The sequence below is a fragment of the Endozoicomonas sp. ALC013 genome (assembly GCF_049310205.1).
Classification (GTDB): Bacteria; Pseudomonadota; Gammaproteobacteria; order Pseudomonadales; family Endozoicomonadaceae; genus Endozoicomonas.
Window position 1 is genome coordinate 1 of sequence record NZ_JBLYNS010000129.1, and the last position, 14,702, is coordinate 14,702.

A 14,702-nucleotide genomic window follows, 5' to 3' on the forward strand; every position below is an offset into this window, starting at 1 on the left:
CCCCCGGTCTCTGGATCAGGGCACCGTCATCAGCGACGGTTGTGGCTCAGGGTTGGCGCTGGCCATCAGCGGTCCGGTCAACGGGAGCAGTCTGCCTGACAATGTCATTCTTTTTTGTGACCATGGGGGTGACTGGCTACTGGCCCCGGAGGTTCTGAAAAAAACAAAGGGGATTGTCTTCAACAAATGGGCCAATAACGACCATATATCCATCGGCCTGAGGCAGGAGGGCATACCTTGTGTGGGGATTAAGCGGCCTCAATGGTGGCCTGATAATGATGCACCGAAATGGGTAACGCTGGTGTGTGGGAAGTTCCAGAAAGAGTCCGGCGGGTTTATATTGTCGGGTGATCGGGAACAGGCGTTGTTGAATTTCAGTGACAAATCGGCCACCCCTGATTATCAAGCCGCGCAGGCTGCCCAGCAGGCATACCAGCCTGCGGAGCCGGAAAAAGAACCGTCGGTAGCACGTCTGTTCTCCTCGCTTGTGGAGCAAAACACCAGGCTCCTGGATTTTCTCGGGACTGAGCGACTGATTCATTTATGCCTGTCCAAAACCGGCGCTGTCCAGCTGAGCATGCACCCCGGGCGACAAGAGATTGTGCAGGGATGTGTTCAGGAGATCGACAATTTTATGCAAGAGATCGCAGCTTTTCTCTCTGGCTACGAACGGTTTTTAATGCTTGCAGCGGCTGATCCTGATCTTAAGCAGCAATACCAGGAGGAGTTAATCCCGCTTCGCGAGCAACTGGCGCTGGTGCAAACAAAGGTTAAACAAACCCTTGCCCAGGTCATAAGGCCATTCCTGTCTGGCAAGGAGTTACCGGCCTCAGGTTCGGATTTTCAACAATGGCTGGCCCATTGCCAGTTATTAAAAGACCACCTGCATCGGCTTGGGTCCGTCCATCAGGTGCACGACATCGAGAGCGTTCATGAACTGATTCTATGGTTGCACAAATGTTTTCTCACCAGGCTCTGGCCCGTGGCCACCGCTTCAGGGCAGGGTGAAGTGAGCACAATAAGGAGGCCTCCCTATGAAAATATCGATATTGTTGACTTCTCAACGTCTCAGGAAGAGCCATTATTCGATGACACATGCCGTGACGCACTCAGGGGATTCGATGCCGAAGGTGTGACCGTTCTCAATACGCCAGATTGTACCCGGTTGTCAATCCAGCTCGGGCATCATGCGTGTACCATCGACCTGTTGGAACAAGCCGACGGTGGCAAACAACGGACTTTTCGGATGTGTTATGCAGAGGCACTGGCTCATTCATCAAGAGAACACCGACACGGAAAGTTTCAGCGGCTGTGGTTTTTGACGCAAACCCTGTCTCAATATCGGCAAAATAGCGGTTGCAGTGCCCCGGACATTCATTTCAATGAACAGGCAGGCCAGATCCTTTATGAATTCACCCATCTGCCTGACAAAAAAGATTTACAGCGGATGTTTGTCGACATCCTGAGTTTATTGCAAAAATTGAGCAATGCTGATTTTCTTTTGGGAACAATTAACCTGGACGAAAGTCAAACAAAATGGAGTATGGCTGCCATCAGGGAAAGGCTGAATAATCCCGCTTTCTATGAAGCCAATCAATTTGCCCTGGAGCATGTCTACTGGTGCTTTGCTTACCTGGAGAAAACATCATTGATAAACCGCTGCACCCAAAATATGGCGGTTCGTCATCTGGTTGAAACGGCGCTGATATTCTCTCAGGTTCCCGTCAACCGTATTGAAGAAGCGTTGAACGATCAACTCGATACCTACAGTCAGAAAGTACTCTGGCATTGGCTACTGTTTGATCCTGCCAAAGCCAGTCCCCTGGTGAACAAATACGTGAACTGGTTAGCTGACGAGACAATGGCCACACGTCTGGTGTCGCAAAATGGCCACATTCTGAAATACCTTGCTCCTGAATTACGCAATCAGCGGACAATAGTTTTTGCCGCCATCAAAAGCCACCCTGAGGCTATTACCGGTGCACCGGAATGCTTTAAAAACGACATTGAAATTATCGATTACGCCTTGGCAAATACAACAAAAAAAGATCCGGAAAAAATAATTGCCTTTATAGGGACAGAGCTATCATCAGATCCTGTGATTTTTCAGCGCTTATTAACCACAGCGGTTGAAAACACATCACAGGCTCTTTCCTGTAATGCGGCATCTGAGTATCTGGAACAAGATCCTGGATTCTATAAAAAGCTTCTTCTGTTAGCGATGGAGCGCAATAATAACGATGATTCCTATCGATTATCTCTTGAAATTTTCCGGAAAAACCTGCTTAACGACCATCAGCTTTATCGGCAACTGATTTTGAAGTTTTTGGCGCTAAGGGATGTCGGCAGGCAACTGGAATATTTTCCGGATTTGAATAATGATCGAGAGGTAGTGTACACAGCGGTTGGCTGTGACCCTTTTGCATTGGCATATGTCGGGCTTGAATTTCAAGCGGATAAAGCACTGGTCAAAGAAGCTGTCGGGAATATGGGGAGAGTTCTGGAATTTGCCAGTGAAGGACTTAAGGATGATGAAGACATCGTATTGGCAGCCGTCAAAAATAATGGGGTTGCTCTGGAATACGCCAGTGAACGGTTAAGAGCTGATCCGACAATTGTTACCGCAGCGCTGAAAAATTCAGGTTCTGCGCTGGCATATGCCGCCAGGCAATTCCGTGATGATCCGGATTACCTTTGGTTGGCTGTCAGTGACCATAACCCTACACGCCCTATTTACCAATATCTTAATGGGGATCAGTGTAAAAATAATGAATTATGTGCCATTGCCGTGTCCAAAATGCCCGTGAACTTTCAATACCTCGATAAGCAACTGAGAAATGATCAAGCGTTAGCGCAACTCGCCGTGCAAGGTAATGGTGAAATGCTCAGGTATGCCAGTGAAACGGTGCGTGGTCATGAGGGTACGGTCCGTCTGGCCGTTCAACAAAACGGTATAGCTCTTGAGTATGCCACCCCGGAACTGCGAGCCAATAAAGAGCTGGTCAAACTGGCGGTGCAGAATTCCGGCATGGCGCTGGAGTTTGCCAGTGACACGCTTAAGGATTGTCCGGAAGTGGTCAAACTTGCCGTGCAAGAAAATCCACGGGCGCTGTATTTTTCCAGTGACCATTGCCGCAATGATCCAGAGCTGGCCCATATCGCCTTGCAGAACAATGGCCGTGCCCTGCAATACGTTGGCCGTTCATTACAAAGCAAACCTGAAATCATTCAGGCAGCAATTGATAATATCGGGCCTGTTGCGGTAAGGTATTATCAACAATTTACCTAATGGCCCGTATGTCTCTGGCAGCCACTGCCCCCCTCATAGACTGTTGCCCATAAGTAGTTAACCAAATGAAATCGTATTTTCTGACTAAGTGATCAGTCACTCTGCGGCGTTACAACTCCGGTCACATAGCTACGGCTATGCTCCCTGCGTTGTGCCTTGCATAGTAACTGCCCACTTAACCAGAAAATACGATTCCATTTGGCCAACTACTTAAGCAAATACCTGGTAAAAGTCAGTTATCTAACTGGCGTGAAAAATATTTTGCTCTGTGCAACTTTTATAATTTTTTTTTGTCCATAGAGTTAAACCACCAGCACGCACCTTATTTTAGCCTTGATCAACCAATCAAAAGGGGAAGACGGTTCTTCAACTTGCGGCTGAATCTGGCCGGCAGGAAATCCTGGATAAGTTGCTGCAGCATAACGTGGGCGTCAACGCTCAGGACAACATATCAGGACAACAATAGTAAGAGCGTTATTAAAACTGACCGACTTGTTACTGATTTATACAAAAGTAACTGGTTAAGCTTATTTCTTCGAAGTTTTCTCTTTACATCGAATAAAAAGCAATATCGAAGCCGCCGAGTCGCTTAATTGAATTGATACGTTTGTACTTTTAATTGTTCGACCGTGTCTGCTTTTCAAATGTCATGCCTCTATAAACATATTTAATAACTACACAGCGGATGTTGCCATGGTTAATGTACGGTCGGATTTTATTAGCCACTCTGTCACGGACTATAGTTCCACATGTTTGCCTGACGGCAAGGATGGCAAGAAAGCTGACATCGCTGGTGGTGTAATTCCGGTATCAGGCACTTTAAAAAGACAGTGTGAAGTTACCGCGACGGTTACGACGTTTACTCCTCCTGGCCGTGCTGACCACGAAATCAATGCAACATTTGCCACGCGATTAAAAATCAGGCGCTGTACTGAATCGCAGCTGACCGTTGATTCCCCGACTATGCCAAACCGGAAATTGTTAGGTGGGAAAGGGATGTTTCTGACCCAGATGAAGAACGCAGGATTAGATGTCCCGCCATTTCGCTGCATTGAGACAAGCATCGTGCAGAACCTTGAGGCGCTTCCATTCGATGCCAGCCCATTGCTGGCCACGCTGGAGGATGGCCATGAGTTTCCCCATACAACGGCCAGTCTGGTGAATATAAGACAGTGGATTACCCAAATGGCTCCACCAGGCAACCCAGCGGGCAAGCCAACAACAAGACAACAGCGCTGGCTCGATGCGCTTTCTTCGTTTATTGCTGGCCCGGAGTTTTATCAGCAAATAAGCGCTCTACCCATTGCTGACCAAATACGCACTATTCATCAGGATTTATGCACCGACCTGGCGAAGTCTGACAGCCCGATTATCGTGCGCAGCTCCGGCGTGGCTGAGGATTCGTTTGGTAACGCCCAGGCTGGCAAGTACCAATCCCTGGTGCATGACCAGGCGGATATCGTGGCAACGTGTCTGAAAGTGCTCGCTTCTGCTTACCGTCCCGTGTTTTTTTCCCCAACAGCCCCGCAAGGGATGGCAATTATCCTGCAACAGTGCATTCAATCTTCCGTTGGCGGGGTCGGCATGAGTTATCGCGGCATTGATGACGGCACGTTATTGATCGAGTGTGGGCCGGGGCAATCCAAGACGGTGGTGTCTGGTCAATACGGTATCACACCCCATAGTTATGAGATTAAGCGCAACGGCGAGCAATGGGAGGCCACCTTTACCCCCGGAAATCCTGAGCGTGGATTCATTCTGAGGCGCAATGACCAGGGTGGCTATGTTGAAGAGTTGAGCACATTTGAACCTGACACTGCAGCTTCCGACTTCATTGGCAAAGAGCAACTGGACCGTCTGGTTCAGGGGTGCAGAAAGCTGGAAAACCTGTTGCTGTGCCCTGTGGATTTTGAATTTGCCATTGACCCGGATGGCCAGGTCTTGTTTTTTCAGGTACGTCCGATTACCTGCCTGCCCGGCGGCTGCGATTTTTCCATGGCATCGCCCGCCCGGTTTCTGGATCAGGGCATCCCGGTCAGCGACGGTTGTGGCTCAGGGTTGGCGCTGGCCATCAGCGGTCCGGTCAACGGCAGCAGTCTGCCGGACCACGTCATCCTTTTTTGTGACCATGGCGGTGACTGGCTGCTGGCTCCTGAGGTTCTGGCGAAAGTAAGGGGTGTTGTCTTCAACAAATGGGCCAATAACGACCATATATCCATCAGCCTGAGGCAGGAAGGCATACCCTGTGTGGGGATCAATCAGCCTCAATGGTGGCCTGATAATGGTGCACCGGAATGGGTAACGCTGGTGTGTGGGAAGTTTCAAAAAGAGTCCGGCGGGTTTTTATTGTCGGGTGATCGGGAACAGGAGTTATTGAGTCTCAGTGGCGAATCTGCCAGCCCCGATTATCAAACCGCCCAGGCTTACCAGCAGGCATACCACCCTGCGGTGCCGGAAGACGAACCATCGGTAGCACGCCAGTTCTCATGGCTGGGTGAGCAAAACACCAGACTCCTGAATTTTCTCGGAACTGAGCGGCTGATTCATTTATGCCTGTCCAAAACCGGCGCAGTCCAACTGAGCATGCACCCCGAGCGACGGGAGATTTTGCAGGGATGTGACCAGGAGATCCGCCACTTTATGCAAGAGGCCGAGGCTTTTCTCCTTGGCTACGCTCAGTTTTTAATGCTGGGCGCAGGCGCTGATCCTAACCTTAAGCAGCAATACCAGGCGGAGTTAAGACAACTTCGCAGGCAACTGGCACTGGTACACAAAAATGTTGAACAAGCCCTTGCCCACGTCACCAGACCGTTCCTGACTGGCGCGGAGTTACCGGCCAGGGGTTCGGATTTTCAACAATGGCTGGTCCATTGCCAGTTATTAAAAGACCACCTGCAACGGCTTGAAGCTGTCAATCAGGCGCACAAAATCGAGAGCGTCCATGAACTGATTCTATGGTTGCACAAATGTTTTCTGACCAGGCTCTGGCCCGTGGCTACCGCTTCAGGGCAGGGTGAAGTGAGCACAATGAGGGGGCCTTTGCATGACTATATCGATATTGTTGACTTTGCAACGTCTCAGGAACAGCCATTATTCGATAACACATGCCGTGACGCTCTCAGGCAATTCGTGGCCGAAAATGTGACCGTTCTCAATATGCCAGATTGTACCCGGTTGTCGATCCAGCTCGGACATCATGCGTGTACCATCGACCTGCTGGAACAAGCCGACGGTGGCAAACAACGGACCTTTCGGCTGTGTTACTCTGAGGCACTGGCCCATTCATCAAAAGAACAACGACATGGAAAGTTTCAGCGGCTGTGGTTTTTGACCCAAACACTGTCTCAATATCAGAAAAATAGCGGTTTCAATGCCCCGGACATTTATTTCAATGAACAGGCAGGCCAAGTCCTTTTTGAGTTCACCCATCTTCCTGACAAAAAAGATTTGCAGCGGATGTTTGTGGACATCCTGAGTGTATTGTCCAAGCTGGACGATATTGATTTTCTTTTGGGCACATTGAATCTGGACGAAAGTCAAACAAAATGGAATATGGCTGCCATCAGGGAAAGGCTGAATAATCCCGCTTTCTCTGCAACCAATCAATTTGCCCTGGAGCACATTTACTGGTGCTTCGCTTACCTGGAGAACACATTATTGATAAACCGCTGCACCCACGATATGGCGCTCAGTCATCTGGTGGAAGCGGCACTGATATTTTCCAAAGCTGGCATCAATGAAATTGACGTCGTGTTAAACGGGCAGCTGGCAACATACAATCAGACATTGCTTTGGCATTGGTTACTTTCTGATCCCGCCAAAGCCAAGCCTCTGGTTAACAAATACGTTAACTGGTTAGCTGACGAGACAATGGCTATGCGTCTGGTGTCGCAAAATGGCCACATCCTCAAACACCTGGCGCCTGAACTACGCAATCAGCGGGCGATGGTTTTTGCAGCCATCAAAAGCCACCCCCAGGCTATTGCCGATGCGCCAGAGTCTTTTAACAACGATATTGAACTCATCGAATATGCCCTGGCAAATACCACAGAAGATCCGGGAAAAATATTTGCCTTTATAGGGGCCGAGCTATCATCAAATCCTGAGCATTTCCGGCGCTTGTTAACCACAGCGGTTGGCAACACGTCACATGCTCTTTGCTGTCATGCAACAACTGAGTATCTGGAACAAGATCCTGAATTCTATAAAGAGCTGCTTCTGCTGGCCAGGGAGCGCAATCATAACGACGATTCCTATGGATTATTTGCCAGGATTTTCAGGAAAAACCTGCTTAATGACCAGCAACTTTATCGGCAACTGGTCTTGAAGTTTTTGGCGCAAACGGATGCTGGCAACCAACTGAAAGATTTTCCGGATTTGAATAATGATCGAGAGGTAGTGTGCACGGCGCTTGGCTCTAACCCTTTAGCATTGCAATATGTCGGGCTTGAATTTCAAGCGGATAAAGCACTGGTCAAAGAAGCTGTCGGGAACATGGGAAGAGTTCTGGAATTTGCCAGTGAAGGACTTAAGGATGATGAAGACATCGTATTGGCAGCGGTCAAAAATAATGGCGATGCTCTGGAATACGCCAGTGAACGGTTAAGGGCTGACCCGACAATTGTTACCGCAGCGCTGAAAAATTCAGGTATAGCGCTACTAGCTGCCAATAAGCAATTCCGTAATGATCCGGATTACGTTTGGTTGGCTGTCAGTGATCATCACCCCTCTTTACGCCCTATTTGCCAATATCTTGATGGGGACCAGTGTAAAAATCATGAATTAATGTCGATTGCTGTGTCGAAAAAACCCGGGAACTTTCCATTCCTCGATGAGAAACTGAGAAATGATGAAGCGTTAGCGCAACTGGCCGTGCAAGGTAATGGTACAGTGCTCAGCTATGCCAGTGAAACGCTGCGTGGCCATGAGGATACTGTCCGTCTGGCCGTTCAACAAAATGGTATGGCACTTGAGTATGCCAGCCCGGAACTGCGAGCCAATAAAGAGCTGGTCAAACTGGCGGTGCAAAATGTCGGCATGGCGTTGGAGTTTGCTAGTGACGCACTTAAGGATTGTCCGGAAGTGGTCAAACTTGCCCTGGAACAAAATCCGATGGCGCTACAGTTTGCCAGCGACCATTGCCGCAATGATCCAGAGCTGGTCAACATCGCCTTGCAGAACAATGGTAGAGCCCTTCTGTACGTTGGCCCCTCATTACAAAGCAAGCCTGAGATCATTGAGGCAGCAATTGATAATATCGGACCTTTTGTTGTGGCGTGTATTCAACAAAAAATTGATTGATGCCATATTTAGAATTGGTATAACCCGGTTTTCAGCTACAAGGCAACTTGAAATAGCGTAGCAGGGACGAAAATGGCGGCAAAGGCGGCGGTGGCTCAAGCGATGAGTCATGCTGTGACTCAGACGATGATTCAGGATATGGATTAAAGGACTCATAAGGAACAGAAAACGCCAAAATAGAATGTGGCCCCGAATCCACTTCATTCGATGATGCGCCGAGATAGCCTCCCTCAGTCTCAACAGTAACCACTTTCTTATGGTGCGGCCCTGGTTGCTCAGTCACATTCTCTCGCCCAAGTAGCGGCTGTTTCATGACTAATGGGGCATTTTCCGACGGTTTTGGGCAGCTTACCTCCGCCAGGCACGCTTTCACAGACCGTGAACACTTGTAGCACCCCTGACACGGATCAGAATTGATAACGTTCTTTGCCGCATTCCGGACGGCCGTAAAAAAATGTCCTTTTTCGGAATTCCCAACAATGTTCATATAAACCTCTAGAATCCTGCCAGAGCGAAAATTGATATTATTATTTGTAAAAAATTTTAGACCGTTAATTTCTGAAAAGATTCCATTAAATAAATTTATTTATTTACTCTGAACTTTTTATCAATACTAAAGTCCAGCAAATTGTAGTGACGCATGCCTGTTGTTTCTTCGTGAAGCAGTCTTTTAGAGAATTCCCAATAACGGATCAGGCCACAATCTGAGTAGTTGCAATCATTTCAAATAAAAATCACTTTTCCCACGAAAATTTAAGGATATTATAAAAATGAATTTTTGTTTTGGTTACCAGGAAATAACAGCAAGTTCAATACCTCAAGACATTGGAATGAATCAAAGTGCAGATCCGGTCGACTCCGCAACTTCCGCTAATTTGTGGCATTTTTCCGGGATACCTTTGAACAAACTCGGTGATATTTCTACTCATCTGAGCTGTGGTGAGATTTTGGAGTTGCAAAAACAGCGCAACCCGGCGGCGATTACCTCCCGTGGCATCAAGGAAAATACTCCTCTTAAACGCCTGTATGCCAGCCCTGATGAAGCTCAAACAAAGCTGAATTCAATTCAGCCCTTCTGGCAATGACATTCTGGTCACTTCCAAAAGTGGTGGCACAATGTTTGGCATTGACGACAACGGCAAAGTCAGATGCCAATATTTATATCCAAACTGCAACCACAAACAGAAAGTGCTTGCTGCCTTCAGTGAGGCTGGAGATCATGCGGCTATTTTCACCGAGACTGTGTATTCAGACGAAAACACTCTGAAAATCATTGGCCGTCTGGGTGACCGTTGGCAACAGGTGGGGTCCCTTAACTACCCCTGCGGATTTAAGGTCAAATTCAGTAAGTCAGCACGGCATCTAATGATCCACACTAATGACCAGAAAATCATACTCTGGAGTTTGAACGACACAGGCACCTATGTTGAAAAGAACGTAATTCATGGCCAGCCGTTATCTTTGTATACGGCATTTAGTGCATCAGAAAACATCTTGCTGACCGTCAATCATAACAATGGCCTTGTCCAAATCCTGAGTTATAACAACAGTCGAGACCAATGGATAATCCTAGAAAAAGGTTATTATGGTGATGCTGATCTGAAAGTCTGCTTGAGCGATGACCCGGCATCCAACTGTATTATGATCAATGAGCGTATGAAGGACGGTCAGAATAATGTTTATGTCGTGCATGTTAGCAATGAAGCCCGTTGCCAATTTAAAAAAATCCAGTCAAAAGAGAAAATTTATCATGCCAGTATCATCAGCCCATCAGGGCGCTATGTTCTGACCACACATGATGGTAGCGATGGACTATCAGCCATGATCTGGAGTTTTGACAGTGAGGGTAATTCGATGGTCAAAGCCAGGATCTACCGCCCTGCATCTGCCAACAAACATTTCTGGATCAATGAAGCCATATTCAGCGCTTCGGAGCAGATGCTTCGGCTTTGCTCGGAATATCGTAATTCGACAACGATCATCCTTTGGGGGTGTGATGATAACGGCTTATGGACCGAGAGAGGCGTTATTGACCATGCTGTCAATGATGTAGACAGCGATGATACTGTCCACAGCCACGCAATGCTCCAGATATTGGCCCAGGACGAGGACGGAGTCTTTAAAATCCACGGCTACGACAGCAATGGCCATTGGTGTAAAAAAGCAGTTGGAAACACTGGCACCAAACTCTCTACAGGCAGTTTCAGCCCCTCTGGACGAGTGCTGTTTACCTGTGATGACGACAGAAGTGCCAGCATCTGGAAGATCACACCCTCAGAGTAATACCGGGTGAGGGAGGAACTTTTCCCGGTTTACAGCATCAAATGTAGTGGATTGTTCGGACTTACTAACATAAAAACTAACTATTTATATGTTTACTATTCATCCCGGTGCTGCGGGTTATGGGCAAAATTACCATTCGCCAGCCAGTGATCATTCTGTAGTAACTGCTCAAAAAAGGCTGGCAAATTCTACAGACAACCTTCCACAGTTCAGTGAAATACGTAATGTCACGCCCATCACTGATTGTGTCCGCTACCTGAAGCAATCGGCACCACCGGTTGGCGACGCGTTTCATTTATTCGACTCCGGGGACATGAAGGATGAATTGATCCGTTTCTATCGGCAAAAGACCGGCAACGGGTTTCTTTTTGTTATCCGGCATCCGGACGACCTGGATCATCACCCATTAAGAAGGCTGCATTATTACCCCGTACCCGGAAGAAAAACCGAACATCCCGGGCTTATTTATCAGTCGTTGCCCATCACTCTGATTTTTGATTGTGACAACCTCAGACCCAGACAGCTGGCCTCATTGAATGAGCTGTTGGAGAACCCACCCCGGCTGGATGGCAGGCCCATCAGCACAACAGTCAGCCGGGTTGTTCTGGCTAAAGCACGTTTAATACGCCAGCCTGACGCTCCTGGTCCGGATTTCTGGCGTCGGATATTCGCCTTGAATGGACCTTCTTCAGCACCCTTCAACTCCTCTGGTCCCACCCATGAGGCAGTTGTTCGGTCCGTAAGCCATCGCACCGAGCCGCCAGAGCCCGGGAGTTTGCAGATTCACTGTGCTGGTCAGGATATCTTTGCCCGCCTGTTTGGCAACCTGACCATCAATCGTGCGGGAGAACAGTATTTCCGCAAAGGGATGATCGACAGCCAGCCAGAACCTGTCACCCTCTGTCTGGTGGACCCTCCGGATGCCGGGAGCCGATTCTGGCAGTATTTGTCTGACATTCTTGAGCAAGGCTACTTCATCGCCAATGGTGAACGGGTGAAGCTGCCAGCATCACTGGTTTTGCAGCAATATCACACCCCGACAGCCCATATCCGGGCATTCAAACAAGCAGTAACCAGTACACTGGTGTTACCCGAAAAAAGCTGTGGGATTATCAATACCCATAATTTCGACGCGATCTTCAGTGATCTGTCCGCACAGGAAAACACGCTGCAACAGACCGATACCTTTCAGAAGATGGCCAGTGAATTTGACCAGCTGTTTATTACCGGTGAGTTGACCGATCAGCAATGGCGGGTCCTGAAACAACGGGCGGAATCACTGCCTGTTCCCCCCAGGTTGGTGACCGGCGCTTTGCCAAAGCCCTCCAGTGACCGTGTTGTCCGGCTGTATACTGACAATGTTGCCCATATTGCCAGCAACGCCCACCGCTATCACCTGGCCAAAGGGCAGCAATGGGAGGAGCTGTGGTTTACCAGCAAACTGAAACTTTCCGGTCAGTTGAGTTTCCGGCTGAGTCATTCCCCCTTATTGCTCCGGCTTCTTGCGGGTGAACCGGTGTTGCTGAACGGGCTGGAACATGCCCCGGTTCTGGCAGGGCACCTGGAGTCATTGCTGGCACCTGAGCCCTATCTCTGGATTTACGGCCAGAAAATTGCTCTGCCCAATTGTCAGCTCCATATTGTCTGGCCCGGTCACCGTTTACTGGACCAGAGTTTCTGGTACCAGCGTTGGCAGCAACAGGATGTCGGGGATAGTCAGTCAACCAGCCGTGCCGAACCCGCCCAATCCATTATCGCCGGCCATCCTGGGGCTAAGGAGCGATTAAGCCGTCTTCTGAAGAGCATTCGGCTCTTGCCCCTGAGCCCGAACAAAAGCTACCCGGTCATTCCGGTTCAGGCACCTTCTGAGTTCCTGGCACTGCTTGAGGCTCAGCTCCACATTGAACAGCGTCTGGATCGTGCCGAGACTCTGGACCTCTTCCACTGGCGCAAGGCCCTGAATAAGTTACTGGCCCATCCCGTGCGCGGTGATTTTGTTATTTACAGTTTTGTCAAAGCACAGATCAGCGCCCAGTTTCCGGATCACATGGCAGGGGTTGATCGGGATGGCATTGCTGCCATCCTGGAAACCATGCCTGCCCAGCAGGGCCCACGGGACCTGTTAGCTAATTTCTGGCCGTTAGCCCGTTATATGGCCCCTGCACTGGCCGACTGCCTGCCTGCAACTTGGCAAGAACGCCCTGCCCACGGCTGTATCGTGAGGATGGCTGCCGTTATCAAAGCAATATTCACTGAAGAGGGCATCACGGCACATCATTTGTCGGTGCTGGATGGCAACATCCAACCCTGTCATGGCCATCGTCTGCGCCTGCTTTACGATGCCCTGCTGGCCTTTGCCAGAGACAGCCACCACCGGGGGCTCCCGGTGCATCAGCAAGCCATGGTCCTGAACCATCAACTGTCAGCCATTACCCAGTGCCATCCGTCTGAGCCAACCCCGCAGCTACAGCAGCATCTGCACCAGCAGCTGCAGCGCTACTTTCCTGAACAGCTGCTGACAACCTCGTTGTCAACACTGGCCACGGAGTGGCTACAGGCCAGCCATGGTCATAAACAGCAACAGGCCAGGCGGCTGGAGCAGCTGATTGCCATGCTCGATAAGCATAAAATTATTGAGCTGACCGGTCCGGCGGGTACCGGTAAATCCTGTCTGGCCGTTGCCACCGGGCAGGCAATGCAGAAACTGCAACACGCATCAAAGCATTGGCTCGTTGCGGCCATTGGCGCAAAGCTTGGCCAACAGGCAGTGACAACACTGACTCTGGGACCAAACACCACATGGGAGTATCTGTACGGCTCCATGACCCTGAAGAAAAACTGGTTGGGGCACCTGGCTTCTCATTCGCTACCCGGCCAGCTAACGGATTGGGCCAAAAGTTCCGAACCGGGCCTGCTGGTTATTAATGAAGCCAACCTGGTGCCGCAAGGGCTATTGTCGCCGCTGAGTGGTCTGCTGGAATCGCCTCCCAGGCTCTGCGTCAATGGCCAGACGATCGGGCTGACAGAAAAACACCGGGTTTTGCTCACCGGTAATCCAGAGAATTATCCGGGGCGGCATCTGGATCCTGAATTGAAAAGCCGGATTCTGAACCTCTATTACCGGCCACTGCCCCAGTCCATCCTGAAAGAAGCCATCATTGCACCACTTATGCCGGATGGCTGGCCCATGGAAGTGAGATCCACCGCGTCGGCCACCATTCTGTCTCTGCTCGCTGAGTATAAAAAACTGTTATCCAAAGACTACGAGCTGACACCAAGGGATCTGAACGACATCATGGCCCGGTTCAGAATGATCACTGTTGGTACACCCTGCCCCACCAGCAATGAACAAATATTCGCACTGGCTGCCGAAGCGTGTCGGCAAAGTCTGGGCGGGCGGATCGACCAGGACCGGCGATCGGAATGGCAAGCGCTCAGAGCTTACTGGTGCAGCGGTGGCCAGGCTGACGATCAGGTGCTTGACCGACACCAGCAGGCTTTCCAGCAGTTTTTCAGCCAATTGACAGTGGTGAATCAAAAGCGACCGAAGCCTTTGGTCATCAATACTCCGGCCACCAGAGACTACATAAAAACCTGCTGGCAATTTCTGCAACTCAGGGAGCCGGGAAGGGTTGCCATGGTGGTGGAAGGGGCTGCCGGGTGGGGTAAGGATGCCCTGTTACTGCTGACCCTGACCACCTGGCAACAGCAAACCGGTAAAGGCTATCAGCACCTCAATGGGACACCAGACCGGTTTAACCAGTTCGTGCAGGCTTTTAACCGTGCCTGGCGTCTGGGTGAGGTGCTGGTGGTCAGTGAACTCAATATT

5 protein-coding genes and 1 pseudogene are annotated in these 14,702 nt (G+C 49.7%); all 6 read left to right on the forward strand.

Annotated elements, in window-relative coordinates:
- Positions 1–3,289 (forward strand): DUF4116 domain-containing protein (locus ACO6V1_RS18700; protein WP_422468006.1); only part of this gene is annotated, 3,289 nt, incomplete at its 5' end.
- Positions 3,290–3,653: 364 nt separating this feature from the next.
- Positions 3,654–3,755, forward strand: a pseudogene (locus tag ACO6V1_RS18705) (hypothetical protein); the annotation flags it as partial.
- Positions 3,756–3,982: 227 nt separating this feature from the next.
- The gene (locus ACO6V1_RS18710) at positions 3,983–8,590 is read left to right on the forward strand and encodes a DUF4116 domain-containing protein (protein ID WP_422468008.1); all 4,608 of its coding nucleotides are present in this window, start codon (positions 3,983–3,985) and stop codon (positions 8,588–8,590) included.
- Positions 8,591–9,360: 770 nt separating this feature from the next.
- Positions 9,361–9,675 carry a hypothetical protein gene (locus ACO6V1_RS18715; protein WP_422462896.1) on the forward strand — a complete coding sequence of 105 codons (315 nt, stop codon included), beginning with the start codon at positions 9,361–9,363 and terminating at the stop codon, positions 9,673–9,675.
- 31 nt (positions 9,676–9,706) lie between these two features.
- Complete coding sequence (locus ACO6V1_RS18720) at positions 9,707–10,873, forward strand: hypothetical protein (protein ID WP_422449853.1); 1,167 nt, start codon at positions 9,707–9,709, stop codon at positions 10,871–10,873.
- Between the two features lie 88 nt (positions 10,874–10,961).
- A partial coding sequence (locus tag ACO6V1_RS18725) for a hypothetical protein (protein ID WP_422468010.1) occupies positions 10,962–14,702 on the forward strand: 3,741 nt, incomplete at its 3' end.